We start from the raw sequence: 24,716 nt of genomic DNA on the forward strand, positions 1-24,716 counted from the left end.
AGGTTCCCGCGGCCGGTACAACCTCGCGGAGTGTGACTCGGCCCGGCCCCTCGCGGTCCGCAAGACCTGCGGTGACCTCGAGGAGCCGGCGCGGACGGCGTCGTCATCCCTTTGCGCCGTCACGTCCGCAGGGTTCTGACCCTGCGAACGTGACGGCGCAACGAGGGGAAGATGCTGCGCGTGGCCGCGGCTATGCCGAGGATGCTCCGCTGCCGCTTAGGACCACGGGCGCCACCGTCAGGCGCGGGCCCGCGTCCGCCGTTGCCCATCGTCCGCGTGTCCTCTGCCGATCGGGATGACCGGCGCGAGCCCTGAGATCCGCGGCGCATTCTGCCGAGGGGATCGGGCGACTGGAAGGGTCCTCACAACGCCGATTCTGTGCGCGGAAGGATGGGCCGCCATGCTTGGCTTCCTGGTGAGTTCAAGCAGCTCGGTCTGCACGACGACCCGGGTGATATTCGGAAGCCGGGGATTTTCCAGCTTCACCACGACTGCTGGCGGGACGAGATGCGGCAGCACGTGGACGATTTCGCCTTCGTCCCCCTCGCTGACCCGCACGTTTGCCAGGAACGGGTCTTTGATGTCGCGACGGAAACGCACCGCCTCCCCCACTCCGAAACCCGAATCCCCCGGGACGTATCCATCTGTCACGTCGAAACCTTCCCCCATAACGATTGAATTAAGTCCTCGGCGCTTATCGCCCTCGAGTAATTTATCCGGCGTCTTGAGACCGGAAGGTAGGCCTTTGGTCCCCTTCCGGCGTGACAGTTCTGGTCACGTGAGATCACTGCAAAAAGAAGGCTTTCCAAACACCGTCACGATACCGAGGCTTGACAGGCCATCTGGCGGGTAAGGGCCTACCAGCAAAAGGACCGTTCTGTCTCTATCGGGAGGATTGCCATGTCGACCGCAGACAACAATGAGGCTCCGAACCTCGACGATGTCATCACTCCGGAGGAAGACGCCCTCCCGCCCCGGGCCTACAAGGGCCACGCAGGCATGCCCGAAAGCCTGGACGACGACGCGTTGGAGGCTGCGACGGAGCAGGAGCGGGTGGCCGCCGGGCTCGCCGACTATGCGCCGAGTCAGGTCCCCCCGGCGACCGACCCGCTGCCCGAGGGCTCATCCGAGGCTGCGGACCTGGCACAGCGCGGCCTGACCGAGGAAGAGGAAGCCGACTGACCCGTGAGCGACGAGGACCGCCGTCGGGAACTCGGCAGCAACGACGGTCCGGTCGAGGAGGAGATCGAGGAGTCCTTCGACCGGATCGTCGCCGAAGGGGCGCAGCGTCTTCACCGACCTTGGCGGTCCGTTCTCATTACCGGCTTCTTCGGTGGTGTCGAAGTCGGGCTCGGGGTCATGGCGTATCTTGCTGTCGAGCATTCCACGGGAAACAAGCTGCTGGCAGGGCTCGCGTTCGGCATTGGCTTCATCGCGCTCCTGCTGGCCAAGAGCGAACTGTTCACCGAGGGCTTTCTGGTCCCTATTGCCGCCGTGGCGGCTCGCGAGGCCCGCCTAGGTCAGCTCGGCAGACTCTGGGCGGGAACGCTGGTGGCGAATCTCGTGGGCGGCTGGTGCTTCATGTGGCTGGTCCTGCACGCTTTTCCCGAGTGGGCTCCTACCGTCATCGAGTCCGCGCGGCATTTCACCGAGGCCCCGCCCAATCTCCAGTCCTTCTGCCTGGCCACGTTGGGTGGCAGCACCATTACCCTGATGACGCGAATGCAGCAGGGCACAGAATCGGTTCCGGCGAAAATCGCGGCTGCCGTTGCGGGGGGTTTCCTGCTCTCGGGCCTGCCCCTTTTCCACTCCATTCTTGATTCACTGCTGATCTTCGGGGCCCTCCACGCGGGCGCGCCCTTCGGGTACGGGCAGTGGCTGGGATGGTTCGCCTACACGGCCGTCTTCAACGTCCTCGGCGGCCTCCTCCTGGTGACCGCGCTCCGATTGCTGCGCAGCAAGGAATTGCTGAGAGAGCGGCGAGCCCACTCCTCCTGAACACTCTCCTCTGAACGGCTCAGGCCGTTCGGCGCGCCAGATATGCGAAGAAGTCCCTGAGCCCGTAGTCCCAAGGCGGGAGCTCCTCGCAGAGTGCCACGGTGTTGGCGAGCGTCCCGAGACGCGGGCTCGAGATCTCGACCTTGTCCCCCACCCGGTGGGTGAAACCCTTCCCGGATTCACCGCGATCCTGGACGGGTGCGAACAGCGTCCCGGTGAAGAGGGCGAAACCGTCAGGGTACTGGTGGTGCCTCCCCACGGTGGCGGCGATGAGCTCCTCGAACGGCCGGCTGATGTGTGCGAGGCTGTTGCGCCCCTCGAGCCTGAACCCGTCGTCGCCCTGCACGTCCAGCAGGATCTCCTCGTTGCGCAGCGAATCCAGCGTGAAGTCCCCGTCGAAGAGGCGGATGAACGGCCCCAGAGCGCTCGAGGCGTTGTTGTCCTTGGCCTTGCCGAGCAGGAGAGCGCTGCGCCCTTCGATGTCACGGAGGTTGACGTCGTTCCCGAGCGTCGCGCCCACCGGCCGACCGTCCGGCGTCACGAGCAGCACGAGCTCCGGCTCCGGATTGTTCCACTCGGAGGCCTCGAGCACCCCGATCCGTGCTCCGTACCCGACCGATGAGAGGACCGGCGCCTTCGTGAAGACCTCAGGGTCCTTCCCGATGCCCACCTCGAGATACTGAGACCACAGCCCCTCCTCCTGCAGGACCGTCTTGGCGCGTTCCGCCTCGACGCTGCCGGGACGCACGCCGTCGAGACTGCCGCCCAAAGCTGCACCAACACGCTCTCGGAGCTCGGCGGCGCGATGGGGATCGCCGCCTGCACGCTCCTCAATGACCCGCTCGATCATGCTCTCCACGAACGTCACGCCGCAGGCCTTGACCACCTGCAGGTCGATGGGCGCGAGGAAATGCGGTCGGCTGTGATCACCGGCTTCGGCGGCCTCGAGCAGGTCCGCCGTCGACCACCGCGGCTCGCCGGCCCGGCTGACGGCGGAACGTACGACGGCGGCAGGGTCGTCGCCGGCGAGAAGCCCGGCGACGGTGGGTGCCTCACTTTGGAGGTCGTAGACCTCGTCTCCGCGGACGGCGGCAACACGCGGCCCGCCCGCCGAGGGATCCCACACGCGAGCGACCAACACGGCCTTCTCGGCGTCCTCGGGCAGGACTCGCTTCAAGAGGTCGCTCACTAGGCTCCCTTTCGCTCAGGGCGCTTCCACACGCCGTCGACTCTTTGGGGCACGCCCCACGGATTGTCATCGCGCAACGGCTCCGGGAGCCGCGCCTCGGGCCAGCCCTGGTACGCGACAGGGCGGAGGAACCGGCGGATCGCGGCGGTCCCCACGGAGGTCGTGTTGCTCGACGTGGCAGGGTAAGGGCCGCCGTGGTGCTGCGCGTAGCTCACCGTCACTCCGGTGGGCCAACCGTTCCACAGGACTCGGCCGCTGCGCTCGGCGAGCTTCTCGCTGAGCTCCTCGGTCGATTCGTCGGCGGCGTCGCGGTCGGTGCCGTGAATCGCCGTCGTGAGCTGGCCCTCGAGGGTGTCCACGAGCCCGTGGAGCTCGGCGGCGTCGGCGTACCGGACGATGACGCTCGCCGGACCGAACATCTCCCGGCGCAGCAGCTCGGGGTCGGCGAGCGCATCGCGGGCCTCCGCCACGAGCACCGTGGGGTGCGGCGCCTCATCGAAGCTCCCAGGGACCAGCACGCGGACGCCCGGCTGGGACGAGACCTCGCCCACGGCCTCCGCGAACCCGTCATGCAGCCGCTCGGCCAGGAGCGGGTGGAGGGGAACGTCGCGCAGCGCGGTGACGAGGGGCTCTTCGAGCTCCGCGTCCTCTCCCGCCGGCACGAACAGCAGCCCGGGCTTCGTGCAGAACTGGCCCATGCCGAGCGTGAACGAGCCGGCATAGTCGGCGAGGATCTGCTCCCGGCGCTCGTCCCACGCTGCGGGCGTGACGACCACGGCGTTGATCCCGCCCAGCTCGCCGTAGAACGGAATGGGCTCGGGGCGCGCAGCGGCGACGTCCATGAGGGCTCGGCCGCCAGCCGTCGAGCCGGTGAAGCCGATGGCCTTGACGAGCGGGTGCTCGACCAGGGCCACCCCGGCTTCCCGACCCTCCACGAGCGCGAACAGCCCAGCGGGGGCGCCGGCCTTGTCGAGGCCACGGACGACCGCCTCGCCCGTCCGGGCGGCTAGCTCCCGGTGCGCTGTGTGGGCCTTGTGCACGACGGCGCAGCCCGCCGCGAGCGCCGAGGCCGTGTCCCCGCCGGCCACGCTGAAGGCGAAGGGGAAGTTGGACGCGCCGAAGACTCCCACGACGCCGAGCGGCACGTTCATCCGACGGATGTCCGGCCGCGGACCCATGCCCCACTCGGGGTCGGCGTGGTCGATGGTCGCGTCGAGGTGCTCCCCGGACCGGATCTCATCGGCGAAGAGTCGCAGCTGGAAGGTGGAGCGGCGGAGTTCCCCCGCGAGCCGCTGCTCGCCGAGGTGCGTCTCGCGGCGCGCGATCTCAATGAGCTCCGAAGCCTCGGCGTCGAGCTCGTCCGCGACGGACTCGAGCCAGGTGGCCCGGGTCTCGGGCGTCGCGCTCCTTGCCTTGAGGAATGCCGCGTGCGCAGCCTCGACCGCTGAGTTGAGTTCTGCCGTTGTCGTCATCGTGCGTCTCCCGCCAGAGTAGGAACGGAGACCGCGGCGCGGTCCCCCACTTCGAGCCAGCCCGCGCCGGACGGGAACTCCCATCGTTCGCGCGAGGCTGCGAGCATTTCGGCGCTGGTCCCCGGCAGCTGCGGCGCGAGGTAACGGCCGCGCTCAATCCGGACGGGCTCGGCGAAGTGCTCGTGGAGGTGGTCGACGTATTCGATCATGCGGCCCTCCTGGCTTCCCGAAACCGCCGCGAAGTCGAAGAACGAGAAGTGCTGGACGAGTTCGCACAGGCCCACGCCGCCCGCATGCGGGCAGACCGGGACGCCGAACTTGGCCGCGAGGAGGATGTTCGCGATGTTCTCGTTCACACCGGCCACGCGGGTCGAGTCGAGCTGGAGCACGTCGATCGCGCCTGCCTGGAGGAGCTGCTTGAAGACGATGCGGTTGGCTACGGCTTCTCCGGTGGCAACGCGCACGGGCCCGACTCCCTCACGGATCGCCGCGTGGCCGAGGATGTCGTCCGTGCTGGTTGGTTCCTCGATCCAGTAGGGCTCGAATTCGCGGAGCGCGTTGACCCATTCGATCGCCTCGGGCACGTCCCAGCGCTGGTTGGCATCGATGGCGATCGGCAACGAGCCGACGGCCTCGCGGGCGAGACGGAGGCGACGGCGGTCGTCGTCCAGGCTTCCGCCGACCTTGAGCTTGATCATCGAGAAACCATCGGCGACGGCCTCGCGGCTCAGGCGCACGAGCTTCTCGTCGCTGTAGCCGAGCCACCCGGGCGAGGTCGTGTACGCGGGGTAGCCGTCCCTCTGGAGCGAGGCGATCCGCTCGGCCTTGCCCTCCTGCCCGGCCCGCAGGATGTCGAGCGCCTGGGCGGGCGTGAGCGCGTCCGAGATGTGGGTGAAGTCGACGACGTCGACGATCTCCTCGGGGCTCAACTCGCTGAGGAGGAGCCAGAGCGGCTTGCCCTCGCGGCGGGCACGGAGGTCCCACAGGGCGCTGATGAGGGAGCCGCACGCCATGTGGCTCACGCCCTTCTCGGGGCCGAGCCAGCGAAGCTGGGAATCGTGGACGAGTCGACGCGATGCCTCGCCGAGATCGCTCACGAGCTCATTGGCGTCGCGGCCCACGAGCAGGCTCGCGTACGACTCGATCGCGCGGACCATGATCTCGTTGCCGCGGCCGCAGGTGAACACGAAGCCGTGGCCCTCTTCGCCTTCGTCCGTGCGGACGATGACGTAGGCGGCCGAGTAGTCCGGGTCCACGTTGACGGCGTCGGAGCCGTCGAGTTCGAGCGAGGTGGGGAAGCGGATGTCATGTGCCGTGACGGCGGAGATGCGGGACATGAGGCCTCTCAAGTTGGGACAAGAATCCTATAGGAATTGACAAAACCATATCGAGAACCAACGGGGTGGAGTCAAGTCGCCCTAGCGGGCAACGCGCATCCGGGGGCGACTCGACCGCTCAAGGGCGGCCAGGCCGCCGTCGTTCGTGTAGGCCCGCGCGAAGCGGTCGAAAGAGTTGAAGATATGCCGGCTCATTGCCGCCTCGGCGCCCGCCCCATCACACGCCCAGATGGCCGCCGCAATCTCCGCGTGCTCCTCTGCGGTGCGATCCCCGCCGATGTCGGCCGGATAGAGGCGGAAGGTGTGCAGGTGGCAGTGAGTCTGCTCGAAGGCGTGCCGGACCACCGGGTTTCCCGCAGCCTCGAGGATGAGCCCGTGGAACCTCGTGTCGTGGGCGACCAGGAGCTGCCTCAGGTCGCCGTCTGCACCCACGGACTCCTCGAGCGCGTCGAGCTCGGCCCTGAGGGCGCGCCCCGGATTGGCGAGACGGTCGACGGCGGCCGACCTCGCCGCCCACGGCTCCACCAGGAGGCGGAACTCGAAGAGCGCCCGCAGTTCTTCGAGGCCGAGCAGCGGGGTGGTGCTGTATCCGCGCCCAGGGCTGGAGACCACGAGGTTGTCGCCCTCAAGCCGCTGGAGCGCCTCGCGAACGGGCGTCTGGGAGATCTCGAGGCGCCGCGACACGGCGTCGATGGTGATTCGCTCGTCAGGCGCGAGTTCGCCCTCGAGGATCATGGCGCGGAGCACTGCGTAGGCCTCCGCCGCTGCCTTCCCGCGGGGAGACTCAGCGGCGGCAGGGGCCGCGGCAGCGGCGGGTCTAGCCGTCATTTAAATATGATCGCACGCTTTCCTATAGCTAAGGAGCGATGGTGGTGGCCACAGCGTCAGTACGGTTGGCAGTGTTGCCGTCGTTCGCCCGCACCGACATCGACACGAACTGGCTTCCAGCGGAGGCCAGCCCCTCGTAGTCACCGACGAAGAAGCCTTCGGCGTTCGGTGCAGTCAGCATGTCGAAGGGACCATAGAGGTGCGTCTCGTTGCCGAACGACGCTCCCCCTGCCGGGGCGGAAGTGAACCAGTAGTCAGTTGGCAGACTGGACGTATTCCCCGCAGCAAGGTTCCTGAAGTCGTAGTAGGTGACCCCGACCGTGCCCGCGGAGCTGACCCGCACGCTCGGCGTGAACGCGGGCTGGCCGGTCGGAGTGTTGACCCGGGCCGGAGCCGACCAGGTGGCACCGCCGTCGGACGACGTGGAGATCGCCACCTGGTCGTAGGCGAACCCAGTGAAACGGGCATCCTGCCAGACCACGTACAACTGTCCGGTCGCGGGGTCGATGGCCGGTTCGGGGATGTCGTCGCCAGTCCGGATGGTCGCTCCGGTGTTCGGGTCAGTCACACCAACGCTGTCAAGCTCCGCAATGATCTGGGGCGTGCTCCACGTGGCTCCCCCGTCCGCGGACTTCACGAAGGCGACGTTGAGTCCATGCAGCTGCCCGAGCCCATTCGGGCCGCTGCCGAGAATGAGATCGAAGAAGTCGTACAGGGTCCCCGTCCGCGGGTCCACGACGATCTGGTTGCCAATCGTCTGCTGCCGGTTCGCCGTCTGAACGATCGTCGTCGCGGCGCTCCACGTACGGCCCCCGTCAGTGGTCTTTGCGAACAGCGCCGGTCCGCTGAATGCCGCCGCATGCACGTCCGCTTGCGGGTTCCCATTGGGTGACACCAGCCGGTCCCACACCGCATAGGCGGTCCCGGCGATGACCGGATCGGCGGTCACCGACTCCTTGTCGTTGAAGAACTGCGAGCTGAGATCCTCCTTGAGCAGGCTGAGCCTCCCCCACGTCTTCCCGCCATCGGACGATGTCGCTGCCGCCACCGCGTTGTCCGGTCCAACTCCGTTGAACGAGATCGACACCGAGTACGCGGTGCCGTCAGGGCCGAAGGAGACCCACGGGTCGGAGGCGCGGTCGTAGTGTGAGAGCCCGCCGGGCGCGCACGCGCTGAACGGCTGTGTCGTCTCGTTCCACGTCTTGCCGCCGTTCGTCGAGTAGCCCGCGACAAGGCCGTGGGAGCCGCCGTCGGACCAGCGGTCCTGCTGCCACACGCCGACGATGTTCTTGGTGTTCGTGGGGTTCACGGCGACCCAAGGTTCCACCTCCGCGTTGACGTAGTTGACGGCACCGGGGGCGCTCCCGAGCGTGCACCCCGCGTAGGGACTGGGGCCGCTGGCGGTGACGGGCGGGGCGAACGTTCCGGCGGACGCTGCCCCGGCCAGGTTGAGCATCAGGGCCGCGGGCAACAGTGCCAGCAGCGCCATGCGGGGGGTGGCTTTCCGTTCCATCGGATTCTCCTGGGGGTGGAGGCTGAGGATTCTGGGTGGAAAAAAGATCCCGCCAAGAGGCATGCAGCACAAGGCCCGGCAGCGTCGAGTTCGTCGACCCCCAGACCCGGACAGGAGCAGGCGAGCTGTACGTTTCAAGTGCAACGGCTTGGGTAGGCACTTCACGATAGGACGACACGCACCGCGGACCCGAGATCACGGGAGGAATCGGCCATGGATCGAATCGAGATCGCCGGACGCAGCCTGACGAGGCGCGGGGTGCTCAGCTTGGGGCTTGGAACTCTTGGCGCGGGAGTGATGGCAGCCTGTTCGAATACGCCATCGCTGCCGCCGTCATCCGGCTCGGCGAGCGCTGGCGGCGCCTCGGGCTCGGTCATCGACCTGGCCGCCTACGACGCGGTCCTCGCCAAAGGGGCTGTGGCGGATGCGTCGCTCGTCGAGGCCAACTCGTGGGCCAAGGCCATCAAGGCACGCGGGGTCATCAACCGCGGCGGCACGGACACGTCCTCGCTGTTCTCATTGCGGGACCCTGCAACCGGAAAGGTCGCTGGCTTCGATGCCGGAATCTCCCAACTCCTCGCGAAGTACATTACGGGCCAGCCGAAGGAGAACCTCAGCCAGGTCACCGTGGATACGCGCGAGACGCTCCTCCAGAACCAGTCGGTGGACCTCATCATTGCCACCTACTCGATTACGCCTGCGCGACAGCAGAAAGTCGACTTCGCTGGCCCCTATTACGAGTCCAAATCGGCCATCCTCGTGAAATCGACCACGACCAACATCAATTCGGTCGATGACCTCGCAGGCAAGAACGTCGCTACTCAGGCGGCGAGCACCGGCGTCGCACTCCTGCAGAAATACGCGCCGAAGGCGAACGTCCAGACTTTCGACGACAACCCGAAATGCCTCGCAGCTGTCCAGCAGGGGCGCGTCGACGCCTACGTGATCGACCAGTCGATCCTGCTCTCGGACGTGGCCAAGAACAAGGACGTCAAACTCGTCGGCGACCCGTTCGGCAACTCGGATCCGTATGGGATCGGGCTTCACAAGGGAACGGACGCGCTCGCCTTCGTCAACACTTGGCTGAAGGCGATGGAGGCCGACGGGACTTGGGCCGCGCTCTGGAAAGCCACCGTCGGTCAGGTGGTCAAGTCCGAGCCTCCTACCCCACCGGCCATCGCTTCCTGATCCGGTCATGCAGGAGCTGTTCACCACCTATTTCGCCGAGCTGCTCGCCGGATTGTGGATGACCGCGAGGCTCACGGCGGTGAGCTTCTTGGGGTCGCTCGTGGTGGGGACGATCGCGGCAGCATTCCGGATCAGCCCGATCGTCCCGCTTCGGGCGGTCGGGAGGCTGTACGTCGAGCTGTTCGTCAACATTCCCCTCATCAGCCTCCTCGTCATCGTGACATTCGGGCTCCCTGACGTGGGGGTGACGTTCGATCTGTTCACGTGCGCGGCCGTGTCGATGGTGCTCTTGGGCGGCGCGTTCACCTGTGAGGCCATCCGCACGGGCGTGAATGCAGTCTCCGTGGGGCAGATCGAGGCGGCCCGCTCCATCGGCCTCGACTTCTTCGGCGTCCTGCGGCACGTCCTGTTTCCCCAGGCCTATCGGAGTGTCGTCCAACCGCTCGTCAATGTGTTCATCGGAATCCTGCTGAGCTCCTCCCTCGCCGGCGTCATCGGCGTGAAAGACCTCACCCTGCAGGTGTCCGAGATCAACAACCAAGCAGCCCTCGGCCTCACGGCCTACATGATCGCAGCCTTCGCCTACGTCATCATTTCGCTGCTCGCAGGCTGGGCCGGGGCGCGCCTCGAGAAGCGGTGGAGGGTTCAGCGGTGAGCACTCAGGAGCACATCTTCGACGCGGCAGGACCCCGCGCGCGACGCACGATCCGAATAGTGACGGTGTTGAGCGGGCTGGCAATTGCCGCCGTCGTCGTCCTGGTGATCCTGCGGTTCAGCGCCGCCGGGCAGCTTGCTGCCGACCGCTGGGCCGAGTTCACCCAGTGGCCCTACATCCAATTCCTCCTCGCCGGTCTCGGCAACACGGCAGTTGCGGCAGCGGTTGCGGCCCTCTTCGCAATCCCGACAGCGCTTCTCATGGCGCTGGCCCGCACGTCCCACCGGGCATGGCTCCGGCGCCCGGCAACCGCGTATATCGAGTTCTTCCGCTCAGTCCCGCTGCTGCTCGTCGTCTACATCTTTGTGAGCGGGCTGCCGACCTATGGGATCAACCCCGACATCTTCTGGAAACTCGTCATCCCCATCGCGCTCTGCAGTTCCGGCGTCATGGCGGAGATCTTCCGCGCCGGAATCCTCGCCCTCCCAGCGGGGCAAGTCGAAGCGGCCCTGAGCATCGGCCTGCTGCACTCCCAGGCCACGCGGTACGTCGTGCTGCCGCAGGCCGTTCGCATCGTTGTCCCATCGATGGTGGCCCAACTCGTGGTCCTGCTCAAGGACACGACCCTCGGCTACGCGGTCAGCTATCCGGAACTCATGAAGACGGCGAACAACCTCACCGCCTACACGAACCACCTCATCCAGACCTACCTCGTGATCGGGGTCGTCTACGTGGTGACCAACATCCTCATCTCGCATTTCGCGCGGTACCTCGAAGCACGGATTTCCGGTCGCACAGCTCGAACTGGCCGCGCAGAGGAACAGCGGGAGGCCATGCCCGCGGCGATCGGCTGACCTCTACGCGAGCTTGGCCCGGACGATCTCGCTCACCGCCTTCCCATCGAAGCGGCCCGCGACCTCGGCGGTGACCGGCTTCATCACCTGGCCCATCTGCCGCATGCTCAGCTCCAGGCCCGCCTCCTTGAGACCGGCGATCACGTTGTCGACGATCGCCTCGACCTCCTCTCGGGAGAGGGCCTTCGGCAGGTACGCCTCTATGACCATGGCCTCGGCGAGCTCGCGGTCGGCGCGGTCCTTCTCGCCGGCGTCAGCATAGATCGAGGCAGTTTCGCGGCGCTTGGCCGCCTCCTTCTGCAGCAGGGACGTCAGCTGGGCGTCGTCGAGGGTCACCGGAGTCTTGCCGGACTTCTCGCGCGTCTCGATCTCGCCGAGGACGCTCCTCACAGTCTGGAGCGACACGCGGTCGCCGTCCTTCATGTGCTTCACGACGTCCTGCTGCAGCTGTTCCTTGAGGGACATTTCGTTGCCTTCTTCCGTCTCAGCCGATTCGCCTGCGCGCGCATCAGGGTCGGGCCGTCTCCTCTTCGAGGACCTCGACGTCGCACCCGAAGAACATGATGTCGTTCCAATCGTCTGGCATCGGCTGCACGGGACGCACGCCCAGGATGCCGAGCCATTCGGGGAGCTGGCTGGGGTAGTCGAGACCGAAGACCGCTCCTTGTGCGTTCCTCCCGGAGAAGACTGCCGCCACCTCATCGTGCCGACAGATCACGCCCTTCCACCTGCGGCCATGCCGCCGATGCCTCAGTGAATGGACTTCCAGCCAGAGCCGCTGGTCCGGGCCCAGCTCCTTCGCGACTTTTTCGAGGCGGCCCCGCAGATTCTTGGCTTCGCGTTTGTCGATCATGTTCCCCCCAACGCCGTTCAGGTGTTGCCCCCAAAGCGACCCTGCCACACATCTGCGCGCCGCAGACCGAGGACTCGCCAGACACTGGCCCGCGGCTTGCCTCACGCGATGGGGGCGTGCTCCTCGCCTCTGCGGGCGTCAGTTTCACGGTCGACGGCGTCAGCTGGGAACGGGCGGTGGGTCGCCTTGGCCCAGGGGTAGTAGATGGCCGCGGTCACGGCGATGCCGACGATCCACGAGATGTCCATACCGCCGAGAAGCTTGGTGATCGGCCCCGTGTAGAGCGACTGCGAGAGGAACGGGATCTGCACGAGGATCCCAACTGCGTAGGAAGTGAGCGCCACCTTGTTCCACCGGCCGTACCGACCGTCCGGGTTGTAAAGGGCCGCGACGTCAATACGGTCGCGCGAGATCTTGTAGTAGTCGATCAAATTGATCACGGACCACGGCGTGAACACCATCAGCAGCAGCAGGATGAAGTTCTTGAAGAGGTTGAGGAAATCCGCGGACGCCGCAAGCGCCACGACCACACTCACGGCGATGACGGCAAGGACCGCGAACACCCGGGCGGATGGCTTGACGCTCGAGCGCCGCGTGAACGCCGTCGAGATCGTCACCGAGCACATGAACGAGCCGTAGGCATTCAGGCAGTTCACCGTCAGCTTGCCGGTCACAATCATGACGTAGACCGCGAACGCGAGGAGACCACCGCCCGCGAGATTGCCCATGTACCCCACCTGGTTGGCGAGGAAGCTGCCGCCGAGCCCGGCGGAAGAGAGGCCCCCCGCGAGCGCGCCGATCGTCATGGCGCACTGGGCCCCGATCGTGGAGCCCGCGAACGTGCACCAGAAGGTGCGCCTCTCGCTGGTCTGCTGGGGAAGGTAGCGCGAGTAGTCGGCAACATACGGGCCGAAGGTGAGCTGCCATCCCGCGGCGACGGAGACGGCCACGAGGAACGTCGAGAGCTCGAACGGCTTGACGAAGACCGCGTGGGACACGTCGTAGCGGGTGAAGATGGAGACCGTCAGATAGGCGAAGCCCAGCAGTCCGAGCACGGTGGCCACACGGCCGAGGGCGTGGATGTACCGGTAGCCAAGGATGGCCAGCACCGCCGTGGCCGCGCCGAAGATCAGGATGCCGATGCTGCGGTTGTCCGTGCCGATGATGAGGTTGATGGCCTCGCCCGAGAGCACCGTGCCCGTCGCGGCGAAGCCCACGTACATGAGGATCACGAAGACGAGCGGGATCACGGCTCCGAGGACGCCGAACTGGGCGCGGCTCGAGATCATCTGTGGGAGGCCGAGCTTGGGCCCTTGGGCGGAGTGCAGCGCCATGACCGCGCCGCCGAGGAGATTCCCGACGAGCAGGCCGACGATGGCCCAGAATGCGTCGGCTCCGAAGACGACCGCGAGGGCTCCGTCCACGATGGCCGTGATCTGCGCGTTCGCGCCGAACCACAGCGTGAACTGATCCCGCGGCCGCCCGTGGCGTTCGCTGGCGGGAACTCTGTCGATGGATCGGATCTCGATGGCTGATGCCGCCATGCCGCTCTCCTATGAGTCGAAAGGTGTGGGTCCATTTCACGGCACCGCTCGCGGGTCTTGGTGGCATGGGACACATATGACATCCGGTATCCCAGACCGGGTTCTCGATGCTTCACCTGAGATTCACGGTGCCCTTCTCTGACCCGGCTCCGCCCAGGCTCGCACGGGCCCTCAACGCCGTCCTCAATCTCGACTTGGACGAGGAGGCCGTGCGCCTCATCCGCCGGGAGATCCAGGAAGGCCTGCGTTGACGCTGTTCCCCCTGAGTTCAGCGAACGATCACAGGCCCTTCACAGGAACGTAAGGCTCGGCCACGAGGCTTGCAGGGCCGGGATCCGGCCCTCGCGCAATTGCGTCCCTCAAGCCACCGGGGGGAGAGCCTCCCCGGACACACCATGGAAAACCTCGCCCGCACGCGCCCTCAAGGCGCTTTGGGCCGAGAAGAGGAGAACCGCAATGGCCAAACGGCCAAGAGTCAACCAAAGATTCCTCGACATCCAACAGGGTGCCGCATTCGGCCTGCGGCGGCTGTCCAAGTTCGCAGACGGGCGGAAGCCGCTCGCCATCGTCTCCGCGAGCTGCGCGCTTGCCATCGTCGGTGGCGGCATCGCCGCTGCGTCCACGATTGCCTTCGGTCAGCAGCAGGTCGGCAGCGAGGGCGAGAACGGGCTTCAGGTCTCGTCGAATCAGGTCATCAAGCCGATCGGCGACCGCCTGATGACCCCGTTCGGCAAGATCATGGGCTCGGCCGTCAGCCCCGATGGCCAATACCTCGTCGGGACCAGCACCGACCGCTCGGTCGACCTGCAGGTCTTCGACCTCAAGACCTACAAGCCGGTCGCGGCGGCGGGAACCATGGCGGCGACGTCGTTCTCCTCGGCTGCGAGCAGCGCCGGCTACGGGAACATGGCGTACCAGAAGGTCTCGGACGGTTCGGTCGGTCAAGAGGGCCCCGTCTTCTCCCCCGACGGCAAGTTCCTCTACGAGCCGGTGGCTACCGGGATCGTCCGCTACCCGTTCAATGCGGACGGATCCCTCGGTGCGGGCACGAAGATCAGCATTCCGACCGTCGGCGGCAAGCAGGCGCTGACCGCCGGCATGGCGTTCTCCCCCGATGGCTCGACGCTCTATGCCGCCGTCAACGGCCAGAACACCGTCGTGGCGATCGACCCCGCCGCGGGCACGGTCAAGCAGACGTTCACTACCGGCATCGCTCCCCGGCAGCTCAAGTTCGTCGGCACCAAGCTGTACGTCTCCAACGAGGGAGGCCGCCAGGCCGCCCCCGGTGAGACGACGATGGACTCCTACGGCACCCAGGTTCCGGCTGACGGCAATCTGGGCACCTCCACCACCGGCACCCTGAGTGTCATCGACACGGCCAACGCGTCGGCGCCCGTCTCGTCGATCGATGTCCAGCTTCACCCCACCGCGATGTACTCCGACGGCTCCACCCTGTACGTGGCCAACACCAACAGCGACACCGTCTCCGTCGTCGACACCGCAAGCAACAAGGTCCTGCAGACCATCGCGACGCAGCCGTGGGCTCCCTCGCAGGTAGGCTACGAGCCGACCGGCATCGCGATGCAGGGCGACCACCTGCTGGTCTCGCTCGGCCGCGCCAACGCGATCGCCGTCTACAAGGTCGACAAGCAGGATCCGAAGGACCCTGCCAGCTACATCGGCCTCCTGCCGACCGACTACTACCCCGGGAATGTCGCTGCGGTGAACGGCCAGATCGTGGTCACCAACATCCGCGGGATTGACGCGCGCGGCCCCGAGCTCAGCTTCGACAAGGGTCCCGGCACCACGGTCGCGACCGGCCACGGGACGCACTCGACGACGGCCTCGCTCACCAAGTTCACCCTGCCGAGCGACGACCAGATCCAGAAGGACACCGAGACGGTATTCGAGCAGAACGGCTGGGACGGCAGCTCCGTCAAGGAGGCGACGGCGGCCGAGGCCGCGAAGATCCCGGCAGTCGCCGTCCCGAAGCGGATCGGGGATCCCTCGACGATCAAGCACGTGTTCCTCCTCGTCAAGGAGAACCGGACGTACGATCAGGTCTACGGCGACATGAAGCAGGGCAACGGCGACGCCTCGCTCGCCCAGTTCGGCGCGAAGGTCACCCCGAACCAGCACGCGCTCGCCAGCCAGTTCGGCCTCTACGACAACACGTATGACATCGGCACGAACTCGGCCGAGGGCCACAACTGGATGATGCAGGGCGACGATCCGGCCTACACCGAGAAGAGCGCTGGCGAGTACACGCGCTCGTATGACACCGAGGACGACGTCCTTGGCCACCAGCGCTCCGGCTTCCTCTGGACCTCCGTCCAGGCTGCGGGCAAGACCGCCAGGAACTATGGCGAGTTCGACTCCGAAGAGGGCAAGCCGGCGGGCGCGACCTGGCAGAACTACTACTGCGCGGCCAAGAGCACCATGGCTGGCGGCGACCCGGCCCAGCTCTTCACCCCGGCGCTGCAGATGCACGCAGGCTCGTCCATCCCGTCGCTCAACGCGATCACGGACCCGAACGCCGCGCCGTTCGACACTGCGGTGCCGGACATCTACCGCTACGAGACGTGGAAGCAGGACTTCGAGAAGAACGGCCCGCAGAACTTCCAGATGATGTGGCTCTCCAGCGACCACACCGGCGGCACCGCTGATCCGGAGGCCCAGGTCGCGGACAACGACCTCGCCGTGGGCAAGATCGTCGAGGAGATCTCGCACTCGCCGTACTGGAAGGACTCGGCGATCTTCATCGCCGAGGATGACAGCCAGAACGGCGCGGACCACGTAGACGGCCATCGCGCCCCGATTCAGGTCATCAGCCCGTACGCGGCGCACGGCCAGACTGTCAGCACCTTCTACTCGCAGATCAGCATGGTCCGGACCATCGAACAGATCCTCGGCGCCCAGCCTCTGAACCAGAAGGTCGCCGCGGCAACCCCGATGTTCGACGCCTTCACCAACAAGGCCGACCTGACTCCGTTCAACGCAGTCCCGAACCAGGTGCCGCTTACTGAGGGCGTCAAGACTGCACCAGCATGCGGCAACGACACCCTCGGCCAGACCGGCGCCTCCGCTGCAGCGGTGAACGACTCCGCCGCCAAGGCCACTGCGGTCCCGGACTCGATGAAGGACACCGCCGCGGAGTGGGAGGACTGGTCCGAGGAGCAGCACCTGACCGGCAACGGCGCGAAGGAAGACTACGCGAACCCGCAGCTGTTCAACCGCTGGACCTGGTACCAGACGCACAACTGGGAGACCCCGTACCCGGGCGACGCCAAGATCTACGGCCCGGACGACGTCCCCGGCGTTCCCGCCGGCTCGACCAACCACGATGACTGATCGGCCCTGACTGAGCGAACGCAGGCTGAAGGCCACCTCCTCGGGGAGGTGGCCTTCACCTGCTCAAGGGCATCTCGCCCTCGCGATCCCGTTTGATTCCTTCGACGGTTACGCACGAGGGGCGCCCAGGCGTACTCTCCTGCCGTGAAGGGATCCATGTCTGTCGAGTCCGAGAGGAAGTTCGAGATCCCGGGAGACGCCCCCGCCCCTCCCGTCGAATCCCTCCCGGGCGTGCACGGAGCCGGTCCAGGCGCGGTGCATCGCCTCGAAGCCGTCTACTTCGACACAGCGCGGCTGTCCTTGGCCGCGCGGGGAATCACGCTTCGGCGGCGTACGGGCGGGAAGGATGCCGGGTGGCATCTGAAGCTCCCCTTAGGGCCAGACAAGAGGATCGAGGTCACCGAGCCGTTGGGGTCCGACGCCGAAAAGGTGCCAGCTCGGCTGCGGGAGATGGTCGCAGCACATGTGAGGAGTCGGTCCCTCGAGCCGGTGGCGAAGGTAGAGACCGTCCGCAGGAGCACGCCGCTAGTGGGCGAGGGAAATTCGGTGCTGGCCGAGTTCAGTGACGACCGGGTGGAGGCCTGGTCCCTGCTCAATGCCGGGGCACCCCTGCAGTGGCGCGAGCTGGAGATCGAGCTGGAGAACGGCCCGGTGAACCTGCTGGACGCCGCCGAGAGGCTCGTCGGTTCCCATGGAGGCCATCGGTCCGCCTATACCTCCAAGCTCGCCCGCGCACTGGGCGACTCCTACCCGCGGGCCAGAACTCCGTCGTCGCCACCCCGGCGCAAGGGCCCCGCTGCGGAAGTGCTGCTGGCCTACCTCCGCCGTCAGATCGAGGCGCTCCTGAGGCTGGACCCCCGCGTTCGCATGGGCGAGCCACGGGCCGTGCATCAGATGCGGATTGCAGCCCGCCGAATGCGATCCACTCTCGCCACGTTCCGGAAGTACACGGACCGGGACGCCGCAGACTACCTGCGCGAGGAGCTGAAGTGGGTGGCGCAGTCCATCGGCGAGGCCCGTGACCTGGAAGTCATGCGCGAGCGGCTGGAGCGCGCCGCGGCCGCCGAGCCGCCGGAGCTGCTCATGGGGCCGGTGGTCCAGCGCATCGACGAGGAGCTCGGCGCGCGCCATCACCGAGCCCACGCCTCGAGCTTGGAAGCGCTCGGGGGCGAGAGGTACTTTGCCCTCCTCGACGCGCTCGAGGCCTTCGTGGAGGACCCGCCGTTGACCGATGCGGGCCGACGCAGAGCTCGCAAGGCTGTGGCCCGCCGCGTGTCACACCTCGACCGCCTCCGCGAAGCGGTGGCCGCTGCCCAGGACGCTACCGGGACACCGGAATCGGACCCCGCCCTGCACGAGGCCCGCAAATGCGCCAAGCGGCTACGCTACGCGGCCGAGTCCGCCCGGCCAGTCCACGGCAAGCTGGCCAAGCGGCTCGCCAAGGACGTCAAGCGCATCCAGACCATCCTCGGGGACCATCAGGACAGCGTCGTGACCCGCTCGCTGCTGCGCGAACTCGGCACCTCGGCCTATCTGGAAGGCGCCAACGCCTTCAGCTTCGGGAGGCTGCACGCGAATGAACAGCAACGAGCCGCCGAGGCACGGGCCGAATTCTGGCGGTATTGGGAACACTTCAACCCAAAGCCCCTGCACTAGCGGAACCTTCATCGGGGTCCGTTTCCCTTCGCCTCGTCTTCATCTGCTATGTCTTGCGGGTGAGCCAGCAACGTGCAGAACCTCCCGTCGGCGGAACCCGGGCACTCCTCCAATCTCTTCTGCCTTCCCTCGTTCCGAGCGAGCGGCGGGTAGCCCAGCTTTGTGTCACCGACCCGGAAGAGGTCGCGCAGCTCTCGGTCACCGAACTCGCCCAGCGCACCGACACGTCTCCGGCCACAGTCGTGAGGGCGTGCAAGAGCCTCGGATTCGACGGGTTCCAGCATCTCCGGCAATTCCTGCTCCGAGACTTGGGCGCGGCAGCGTGGGGGACGGTCCACGCTCCGGAGGAGATCCCCGGTGCGGCAGGCTCGACAGAGCATCTGGTCAATGGGCTCTTCACTCGCGCAGCCAGCGAGATCCGAAGCGCTCTGGGCGCCCTGGACTATGAAGCGTTCGACGACGCTGCGGCTGCCATCCGCTCGTGCCGCCGCCTGCTTGTGGTGGGCAACGGCGCGTCCCTCCCGCCAGCCCAATCGATCGCCCTCCGATTCACCTCCACCGGGCGCATGTGCGAAGCCCCTGCGGACATCGTCTCGCAGCACGTCGCCGCGAAACTCCTGACCCCCGACGACGTGTGCCTTGCCGTCAGCGACAGCGGCATGAACACCTTCACGCTCCGCTCGGTCCGGCTCGCTTCCGAGCAGGGCGCGGTGGTCGTGGGCATCACGAGCTACGCGAAATCCGCCCTCGCCGAGCTCTCAACCCACGCCCTCGTGGCAGGTGCGGAATTCCATTCCTGGAATGACGAGACGGTCATCGGCAATATCGTTCAGATGCTGCTCCTGTCCGCGCTGCACTCGGCTGCGACCAGCGGTCTTCCCGAGGCGGAGGCCGCCAAGGCAGAAGTGCTCCGCGAAGTGCTCACGATGGTCGTCGAGGACGGGGACTCACCCGAATCCCACCAATAGTTCCTTGCGCCACCCCCGGCGGTTAGCGTGAGCGTCGCTCCCGGTTAACCGAGCGAGCCCACTCTCGAGGTAGAGATTTTCCTGACATCCAGAAGTTAGGAAACACAATTTCCTCGGAGGTGCCGATGGGCCGTCTCGTGCTCAGCCAGCTCTCGCGGTCGTTCAAGGACGTGACGGCCGTGGACAACATTTCCCTCGTCGTGGAAGACGGCGACTTCCTCGTCCTCCTGGGTCCGAGCGGCTGTGGGAAGACCACCCTCCTGCGCATGATCGCAGGGCTTCTCGAGCCCACCTCGGGCACCCTCGAACTCGATGGCCTGGACATCACGGATCTGCCGTCTCGGCACCGGGATCTGGCGATGGTGTTCCAGAGCTATGCCCTCTACCCGCACCTGAGCGTCGCGAAGAACCTCGCTTTCCCCCTCACCGTGCGGAGAACGAATCGGCACGACGTCTCCCGCCGGGTAGCCGAAGTGGCGGACATGGTGGACATCGCACACCTCCTCGAACGCAAGCCCAGGGAGCTCTCGGGCGGCCAGCGGCAGCGCGTCGCGGTCGCACGTGCCCTCGTGCGCGAGCCCAAGGCGTTCCTGATGGACGAGCCGCTCTCCAATCTCGATGCCAAGCTCCGCACCGCCACCCGCCAAGAGCTCGCAGCCCTCCACCGCCGGCTCGGGGCGACGTTCGTCTACGTCACGCACGATCAGGTCGAGGCGATGACCATGGCCACGAAGATCGCGCTCCTGAACGGCGGCCGCCTGGAGCAGGTTGGGACCCCGGATGAGCTCTACGACAGGCCAGCGTCCGTCTTCGCGGCCGGCTTCATGGGCTCGCCCGCGACCAACCTCCTCGACGCCCGGCTGTCCTCGTCGAACGGGGCCATCACCGTCATGGCCCCGGGCGTCGAGGCCGTGCTGTGGGAGGGAGAGACGCCCGAGCGGGAGATCGTGCTCGGCATCCGGCCCGAACACCTCAGTCTTCACGCGCCGGGTTCGGTGGCCGCTGCGCCCACGAGCGGGGCCGCGCTCCGCGGCGTCGTGGAACTGTGCGAGAACCTCGGCCGAGAGCAGCTCGTGCACTGTCGCGTCGGCGCCCACCGCATCGGTGTCACCTGTCCGCGCGAGCAGCGCTGGGAGGAAGGCGCCGTCGTCGTCCTCGGCGCCAGCACCGAACACCTCCACCTCTTCGACCGGGCAACCGGTCGACGGCTCGAATGGCGGGCCGAGCCACCGCTGACTCAACACGCGGCGCCGAACGAGCCAGCCCTCAGCGTCTGACCCCTCATCCCGTTCGTTCACCCAATCTCCCAGAAGGACGCATCATGTTAATTCATCGTGCCCTCGCGCTGACGGCGGCCGCTGCCGCCGCGGCGCTCACACTCTCCGCCTGCGGCGGCGCATCAACGGGTTCGGCGGCCTCCGCCGTCATCCCAGAGCTCGCCCCCGACCAGAAGGTGGACATTACCTTCGAGAGCTACAACCTCGCGCAGGCCGGCGTCTGGAGCGACACGATCAACGGGCTCGTCTCCGAGTTCGAGAAGGCTCACCCCAATATCACGGTGCACGCACAGCCCCCGCAGGGCGGCGGCGCCGTGGGCAGCAACACGATCAGCAGCGTGCAGACGCAGCTCCTCGCCGGCCACGCGCCCGACGTCGCCCAGCTGACATTCGACGGGCTCGACTTCGCGGCCACCCAGCTCGGTGCCCAGCCCATCAGCGACCTCGTGGGCAAGACGGCGATCGACGACGCTCTCGGCGGTGCGCACCCGTTCAACCCGAACGCCAAGCACCTCGCCGACTGGAACGGCAAGACGTACGGCATCCCCTATGTCTTCTCGACGCCCGTCCTCTTCTACAACGCGACGATGCTCGCCCAGGCCGGTGTACCCGCCGACGCTGACCTCTCGACGTGGGACAAGGTCGAGGCAGCCGCGAAAGCCGTCACAGCCAAGACCGGCAAGCCCTCGCTGGACATCTCATGCACGAGCATCGGCGGCAACTGGTGCATGCAGGGCCTCTTCAAGTCCGACGGCGCCCAGGTGCTCTCCGACGACCGCAAGACGATCGAGTTTGGCTCGGACGCCGCCGTCGACACTGTGACGAAGCTCAGCCAGCTCACGAAGGACGGCGTGCTGCGGAACGCCGACCCGAACGCCCAGTACGAGGGCCTCCCCAAGGGCGACACGGCCTTCATCCTGACGACCTCGGCGCTGCAGGGCTCGTTCATGCAGGCCGCCGCCAAGGGCGGTTGGCAGCTGAAGGCAGCCGCGATGCCGGCCTTCGGCAGCAAGCCGGCCGTTCCCACGAACTCCGGCTCGGCCCTGTTCGTCCTTTCCCAGGATCCCGCGAAACAGCGCGCGGGGTGGGAGCTGATCAAGTGGATGACCAGCGACCATGCCTACGAGCAGATTTCCACGAAGATCGGCTACCTGCCGCTCCGCACGAGCCTGACCCAGCCTGGCGGCTCGCTTTACGACTGGGCGCAGAAGAACCCCCTGATCGCCCCCAACCTCTCCCAGCTCGACCGCCTGCAGCCGTGGGTCTCGTATCCCGGCAACAGCTATGTGCAAGTCGATGACATCCTCGGCAAGGCCGTCGAAGCAGTCGTCTACTACGGCAAGGACCCCAAGGCCACAATGCAGGACGCCCAGAAGCGAGCTCAGGACCTCATCAAATGATCGCCAATCCTGCCCTTGAGATCGACGGCACGTACAACTTCCGCAGCACGGGCGGCTATGCAGCCGGCGAGCGCACGGTGCGGGAAGGCAAGCTTTTCAGATCGGACGCGCTCCACCGCCTGAGCGAGGCGGGTCGGAAGCGGCTGGAGTCCCTCGGCATCGCCACCGTCATCGACCTTCGCGACGAGACGGAGCTGACTTCCGCACCCAGCGCCGTCGGCGGTCTCCCCCTGCACATCTCCCACCACCCGATCTTCGAGTCCGTCCAGGTCCCTGGGCTGGCAGCGAGGACGACGCTCGCGGAGGTGTATCGGCTCATCATCGAACGTCACGCCGACCGACTCGCGCAGGCCGTGCGCCTCATCGCCGAATCAGGCGACGGCGGAGTGCTAGTCCACTGCACGGCCGGGAAGGACCGCACAGGCCTCGTCATCGCGACGGCGCTGCTCGCGGTGGGCGTGGACCGAGAGCAGGTCCTGGCCGACTACTCAGCGAGCGAGAGCAACCTCAGCGGGCCCTGGGCGGAAGCCATGCTCGCCGCCATCGAGCTCCACACCTCTGCCCCCTTGGACGAGGCGGTGCGGGAACTCGTCACGGCGAGCCCCGCCGTCGTGCTCGCGGAAGCCCTCGATCTCGTCGACACGCTCTTCGGGAGCCCGGCAGGCCTTCTCGCCGCCCACGGCTTCGACGATGCGGACCAAGCACGCCTCCGCGATGCCCTCACCCACTGACCGCAACCCATACAGAAGGAGAATCATGGCTACGCCCCAGCACCCTGCCCCTGAACATTTCATCCTCCACATCAGCGACACTCATTTCGTCGCGGACAACGAGCTGCTGCACGGCTCGGTGGACAGCGACGAAAACCTTCGCCAGCTGTTCAAGGACTTCGCGAAGGCGAAGGCCCGGCCTGAGGCGATCGTCTTCACCGGCGATCTCGCGGACACCGGGCGCGAAGACGCGTACACCCGTCTCCGGGACCTCGTCGAGCCCGCTGCCGCGGAGATCGGCGCCAAGGTCATCTGGGTCATGGGCAACCACGACACCCGCACACCGTTCCGCCGGATCCTCCTCGATTCCGAGGCGGGAGAGGAGTCGGTGGACATGGTCCACGACGTCAACGGCCTTCGAATCATCGCGCTCGACTCGACCGTGCCCGGCCTGCACTACGGCGAGATCGCCGACGAGCAGCTCGCGTGGCTCAAGGACGTCCTCGCGACGCCCGCCCCACACGGCACCCTCATCGCCCTCCACCACCCGCCGGTGCCCTCGACCCACGAGATGATCTCGATGTTCGAGCTCCGCGACCAAGCGCGCTTCGAGGAGGCCATTCGCGGCACCGACGTCCGCGGCATCCTAGCCGGCCATTTCCACTTCTCGACCTTCAGCCTGTTCGGGAATGTGCCCGTCTCGGTGGCCTCCGCGACTTGCTACACGCAGGACCTCAACGTCGAGCCCGGCTCGATGCGCGGCCAGAATGGCGCGCAGGCGTTCAACCTCGTGCACGTCTACGGCGACCGGGTGGTCAACACGATCGTGCCCATCGGCGAGTTCGCCACCGTCTACGAGGTCACCGCCGAGCAGATGAAGGCCTTCACGCAGCTCAGCCTCGAAGAGGCCACCGCCGAGATGTCGGCGTCTCACTAGGCTCCGAGGCAGGAATCACCATGTTCACCGAAGTCCAAGGGCCGACGACGACGGCAGCTGCTGCCGTCGTCGTCGGCCCGGCAGGGCCCCGCGCGCGCCGCCGTCCGCGCTCTGCCTGGCTGCCCTACCTCTATATCCTCCCCGCCGTCGCCCTCCTGCTCGTGTGGACCTATTGGCCCCTCGTCCAAACCGCCGGGCTCTCGTTGCAGGACTGGAACCTGATCCCCACGAAGCCCAAGACCTTCGTGGGCGTCGAGAAGTACCAGAAGGTGCTCAGCCTCCCCGAGCTCCATCAGGCGCTCGCCAACACGGTCGCGTACATCCTCGCGTTCCTCGGCATCTCGGTCGCGCTTCCGGTCCTGTTCGCACTGCTCTCGCGGAGGGTCCAGGGCCGAGCCCGCACGTTCTACCAAGCGCTCATCTTCGTGCCGTTCCTCGTCACGCCTGTGGCGACGAGCGCCGTGTGGCGCTGGCTCTTCGCGCCCGAGAGCGGCACCATCCCCGCGATCGCCACAACACTCGGAACGCCGATGGGAAACATCTTCCGTGATCCAGACAGCTCAATGCTGTCCATCGTCGTGATTGTCGGCTGGCAGATGCTGGGCTTCGGGGTCCTCGTGGTCTCCGCGGGCCTCGCGGGCATCAGCCCGGACTACTCTGCCGCCGCATCGATCGACGGCGCGAGCCAACGGCAGATCACGTGGCGCATCGTGCTCCCCCTGCTCTCGCCGTCGCTCGTGTTCCTCGCCCTCATGACGATCCTGCTCTCGGCCCAGTGGACCTACCCGATCATCGACCTCGTCACCCAGGGCGGCCCGGGCAACTCGTCGACGAACATCTACTACTTGCTGTACCAGTTCGGCTTCCGCAACTTCGACGCCGGCCTGTCCTCCGCCGCGGGAATGCTCTTCTTCGCCGGCTTCGGGATCGTGGCCGTCATCTTCGTCGAGCTGTCCGAGAAGCTCAGCTTCCACGACAACTGATCA

At 66.8% G+C, this 24,716-nt stretch carries 23 protein-coding genes; 14 read left to right on the top strand and 9 right to left on the bottom strand.

The window, feature by feature from the left end; all coding sequences use genetic code 11:
- Nucleotides 1-237 precede the first annotated feature (237 nt).
- Entirely contained in the window at nucleotides 238-651 is a 414-nt protein-coding gene (locus E5679_RS15305; RefSeq protein WP_138417406.1) for a hypothetical protein, read from the bottom strand.
- 249 nt (nucleotides 652-900) lie between these two features.
- Here E5679_RS15305 and E5679_RS15310 point away from each other — a divergent pair, with 249 nt between their 5' ends.
- Together E5679_RS15310 and E5679_RS15315 are read left to right on the top strand one after the other, a co-directional pair.
- Nucleotides 901-1,182, top strand: coding sequence for a hypothetical protein (locus tag E5679_RS15310; RefSeq protein WP_138417407.1), 282 nt, complete (start codon nucleotides 901-903; stop codon nucleotides 1,180-1,182).
- Nucleotides 1,183-1,185: 3 nt separating this feature from the next.
- A complete protein-coding gene (locus E5679_RS15315; RefSeq protein ID WP_138417409.1) occupies nucleotides 1,186-1,998 on the top strand; it encodes a formate/nitrite transporter family protein in 813 nt (270 codons plus the stop codon).
- Nucleotides 1,999-2,017: 19 nt separating this feature from the next.
- Here the strand turns inward: E5679_RS15315 and E5679_RS15320 are convergent, their stop codons facing one another.
- The 5 genes from E5679_RS15320 to E5679_RS15340 form a co-directional block, all read right to left on the bottom strand.
- Nucleotides 2,018-3,187, bottom strand: coding sequence for a fumarylacetoacetate hydrolase family protein (locus E5679_RS15320; protein WP_138417411.1), 1,170 nt, complete (start codon nucleotides 3,185-3,187; stop codon nucleotides 2,018-2,020).
- Nucleotides 3,187-4,659 (bottom strand): aldehyde dehydrogenase (NADP(+)), encoded by a 1,473-nt coding sequence (locus E5679_RS15325; RefSeq protein WP_138417413.1) that lies wholly within the window; start codon nucleotides 4,657-4,659, stop codon nucleotides 3,187-3,189. Before E5679_RS15325 ends, E5679_RS15320 begins: the two co-directional genes overlap by 1 nt.
- Complete coding sequence (locus tag E5679_RS15330) at nucleotides 4,656-5,996, bottom strand: enolase C-terminal domain-like protein (RefSeq protein WP_138417415.1); 1,341 nt, start codon at nucleotides 5,994-5,996, stop codon at nucleotides 4,656-4,658. The genes E5679_RS15325 and E5679_RS15330 overlap by 4 nt, the downstream gene beginning before the upstream one ends.
- Nucleotides 5,997-6,077: 81 nt before the next feature.
- Nucleotides 6,078-6,824 (bottom strand): GntR family transcriptional regulator, encoded by a 747-nt coding sequence (locus E5679_RS15335; RefSeq protein WP_138417417.1) that lies wholly within the window; start codon nucleotides 6,822-6,824, stop codon nucleotides 6,078-6,080.
- A gap of 28 nt (nucleotides 6,825-6,852) precedes the next feature.
- The gene (locus E5679_RS15340; RefSeq protein WP_212746975.1) at nucleotides 6,853-8,337 is read right to left on the bottom strand and encodes a sialidase family protein; all 1,485 of its coding nucleotides are present in this window, start codon (nucleotides 8,335-8,337) and stop codon (nucleotides 6,853-6,855) included.
- A 213-nt stretch (nucleotides 8,338-8,550) separates the two neighbouring features.
- Here E5679_RS15340 and E5679_RS15345 point away from each other — a divergent pair, with 213 nt between their 5' ends.
- The 3 genes from E5679_RS15345 to E5679_RS15355 are packed head-to-tail and all read left to right on the top strand — an operon-like array spanning nucleotide 8,551 to nucleotide 11,034.
- A complete protein-coding gene (locus tag E5679_RS15345; RefSeq protein ID WP_212746976.1) occupies nucleotides 8,551-9,525 on the top strand; it encodes a glutamate ABC transporter substrate-binding protein in 975 nt (324 codons plus the stop codon).
- A gap of 7 nt (nucleotides 9,526-9,532) precedes the next feature.
- Nucleotides 9,533-10,180, top strand: coding sequence for an amino acid ABC transporter permease (locus E5679_RS15350; protein WP_138417419.1), 648 nt, complete (start codon nucleotides 9,533-9,535; stop codon nucleotides 10,178-10,180).
- Entirely contained in the window at nucleotides 10,177-11,034 is an 858-nt protein-coding gene (locus tag E5679_RS15355) for an amino acid ABC transporter permease (protein WP_212746977.1), read from the top strand. Before E5679_RS15350 ends, E5679_RS15355 begins: the two co-directional genes overlap by 4 nt.
- Nucleotides 11,035-11,037: 3 nt before the next feature.
- Here E5679_RS15355 and E5679_RS15360 read toward each other — a convergent pair whose 3' ends face one another.
- The 3 genes from E5679_RS15360 to E5679_RS15370 form a co-directional block, all read right to left on the bottom strand.
- Entirely contained in the window at nucleotides 11,038-11,499 is a 462-nt protein-coding gene (locus E5679_RS15360; RefSeq protein ID WP_138417421.1) for a GatB/YqeY domain-containing protein, read from the bottom strand.
- A 43-nt stretch (nucleotides 11,500-11,542) separates the two neighbouring features.
- Entirely contained in the window at nucleotides 11,543-11,887 is a 345-nt protein-coding gene (locus E5679_RS15365; RefSeq protein WP_138417423.1) for a hypothetical protein, read from the bottom strand.
- A 101-nt stretch (nucleotides 11,888-11,988) separates the two neighbouring features.
- Nucleotides 11,989-13,431 carry a purine-cytosine permease family protein gene (locus E5679_RS15370; RefSeq protein ID WP_138417425.1) on the bottom strand — a complete coding sequence of 481 codons (1,443 nt, stop codon included), beginning with the start codon at nucleotides 13,429-13,431 and terminating at the stop codon, nucleotides 11,989-11,991.
- 128 nt (nucleotides 13,432-13,559) lie between these two features.
- Here E5679_RS15370 and E5679_RS21440 point away from each other — a divergent pair, with 128 nt between their 5' ends.
- The 9 genes from E5679_RS21440 to E5679_RS15410 all read left to right on the top strand — a co-directional run bounded on the left by E5679_RS21440 (nucleotide 13,560) and on the right by E5679_RS15410 (nucleotide 24,713).
- Complete coding sequence (locus E5679_RS21440) at nucleotides 13,560-13,682, top strand: hypothetical protein (RefSeq protein WP_275092556.1); 123 nt, start codon at nucleotides 13,560-13,562, stop codon at nucleotides 13,680-13,682.
- A 205-nt stretch (nucleotides 13,683-13,887) separates the two neighbouring features.
- Nucleotides 13,888-16,782 (top strand): alkaline phosphatase family protein, encoded by a 2,895-nt coding sequence (locus E5679_RS15375; protein ID WP_138417427.1) that lies wholly within the window; start codon nucleotides 13,888-13,890, stop codon nucleotides 16,780-16,782.
- A gap of 156 nt (nucleotides 16,783-16,938) precedes the next feature.
- Nucleotides 16,939-18,438 (top strand): CYTH and CHAD domain-containing protein, encoded by a 1,500-nt coding sequence (locus E5679_RS15380; RefSeq protein WP_138417428.1) that lies wholly within the window; start codon nucleotides 16,939-16,941, stop codon nucleotides 18,436-18,438.
- A gap of 59 nt (nucleotides 18,439-18,497) precedes the next feature.
- On the top strand, nucleotides 18,498-19,406 hold the full coding sequence (locus E5679_RS15385; protein WP_138417430.1) for a MurR/RpiR family transcriptional regulator: 909 nt from the start codon (nucleotides 18,498-18,500) through the stop codon (nucleotides 19,404-19,406).
- Between the two features lie 125 nt (nucleotides 19,407-19,531).
- A complete protein-coding gene (locus E5679_RS15390; RefSeq protein WP_138417431.1) occupies nucleotides 19,532-20,683 on the top strand; it encodes an ABC transporter ATP-binding protein in 1,152 nt (383 codons plus the stop codon).
- A 44-nt stretch (nucleotides 20,684-20,727) separates the two neighbouring features.
- Complete coding sequence (locus E5679_RS15395) at nucleotides 20,728-22,083, top strand: extracellular solute-binding protein (protein ID WP_138417433.1); 1,356 nt, start codon at nucleotides 20,728-20,730, stop codon at nucleotides 22,081-22,083.
- Nucleotides 22,080-22,814 carry a tyrosine-protein phosphatase gene (locus E5679_RS15400; RefSeq protein WP_138417435.1) on the top strand — a complete coding sequence of 245 codons (735 nt, stop codon included), beginning with the start codon at nucleotides 22,080-22,082 and terminating at the stop codon, nucleotides 22,812-22,814. The genes E5679_RS15395 and E5679_RS15400 overlap by 4 nt, the downstream gene beginning before the upstream one ends.
- Nucleotides 22,815-22,839: 25 nt before the next feature.
- Nucleotides 22,840-23,730, top strand: coding sequence for a phosphodiesterase (locus tag E5679_RS15405; protein ID WP_138417436.1), 891 nt, complete (start codon nucleotides 22,840-22,842; stop codon nucleotides 23,728-23,730).
- A 20-nt stretch (nucleotides 23,731-23,750) separates the two neighbouring features.
- Nucleotides 23,751-24,713, top strand: a complete 963-nt coding sequence (locus tag E5679_RS15410; RefSeq protein ID WP_138417438.1) for a carbohydrate ABC transporter permease — start codon at nucleotides 23,751-23,753, stop codon at nucleotides 24,711-24,713.
- Nucleotides 24,714-24,716: the final 3 nt, after the last annotated feature.

The organism is Sinomonas gamaensis, assembly GCF_005876955.1.
Lineage (GTDB): Bacteria > Actinomycetota > Actinomycetes > Actinomycetales > Micrococcaceae > Sinomonas > Sinomonas gamaensis.

What these genes read in the sequence shown, in the direction of transcription:
- E5679_RS15310 (WP_138417407.1), top strand. Translation starts at nt 901, where the DNA reads ATGTCGACCGCAGACAACAATGAGGCTCCGAACCTCGACGATGTCATC.
- E5679_RS15325 (WP_138417413.1), bottom strand. Translation starts at nt 4,659, where the DNA reads ATGACGACAACGGCAGAACTCAACTCAGCGGTCGAGGCTGCGCACGCG.
- E5679_RS15330 (WP_138417415.1), bottom strand. Translation starts at nt 5,996, where the DNA reads ATGTCCCGCATCTCCGCCGTCACGGCACATGACATCCGCTTCCCCACC.
- E5679_RS15335 (WP_138417417.1), bottom strand. Translation starts at nt 6,824, where the DNA reads ATGACGGCTAGACCCGCCGCTGCCGCGGCCCCTGCCGCCGCTGAGTCT.
- E5679_RS15340 (WP_212746975.1), bottom strand. Translation starts at nt 8,337, where the DNA reads ATGGAACGGAAAGCCACCCCCCGCATGGCGCTGCTGGCACTGTTGCCC.
- E5679_RS15345 (WP_212746976.1), top strand. Translation starts at nt 8,551, where the DNA reads ATGGATCGAATCGAGATCGCCGGACGCAGCCTGACGAGGCGCGGGGTG.
- E5679_RS15350 (WP_138417419.1), top strand. Translation starts at nt 9,533, where the DNA reads ATGCAGGAGCTGTTCACCACCTATTTCGCCGAGCTGCTCGCCGGATTG.
- E5679_RS15360 (WP_138417421.1), bottom strand. Translation starts at nt 11,499, where the DNA reads ATGTCCCTCAAGGAACAGCTGCAGCAGGACGTCGTGAAGCACATGAAG.
- E5679_RS15365 (WP_138417423.1), bottom strand. Translation starts at nt 11,887, where the DNA reads ATGATCGACAAACGCGAAGCCAAGAATCTGCGGGGCCGCCTCGAAAAA.
- E5679_RS15370 (WP_138417425.1), bottom strand. Translation starts at nt 13,431, where the DNA reads ATGGCGGCATCAGCCATCGAGATCCGATCCATCGACAGAGTTCCCGCC.
- E5679_RS15375 (WP_138417427.1), top strand. Translation starts at nt 13,888, where the DNA reads ATGGCCAAACGGCCAAGAGTCAACCAAAGATTCCTCGACATCCAACAG.
- E5679_RS15380 (WP_138417428.1), top strand. Translation starts at nt 16,939, where the DNA reads ATGTCTGTCGAGTCCGAGAGGAAGTTCGAGATCCCGGGAGACGCCCCC.
- E5679_RS15390 (WP_138417431.1), top strand. Translation starts at nt 19,532, where the DNA reads ATGGGCCGTCTCGTGCTCAGCCAGCTCTCGCGGTCGTTCAAGGACGTG.
- E5679_RS15395 (WP_138417433.1), top strand. Translation starts at nt 20,728, where the DNA reads ATGTTAATTCATCGTGCCCTCGCGCTGACGGCGGCCGCTGCCGCCGCG.
- E5679_RS15400 (WP_138417435.1), top strand. Translation starts at nt 22,080, where the DNA reads ATGATCGCCAATCCTGCCCTTGAGATCGACGGCACGTACAACTTCCGC.
- E5679_RS15405 (WP_138417436.1), top strand. Translation starts at nt 22,840, where the DNA reads ATGGCTACGCCCCAGCACCCTGCCCCTGAACATTTCATCCTCCACATC.
- E5679_RS15410 (WP_138417438.1), top strand. Translation starts at nt 23,751, where the DNA reads ATGTTCACCGAAGTCCAAGGGCCGACGACGACGGCAGCTGCTGCCGTC.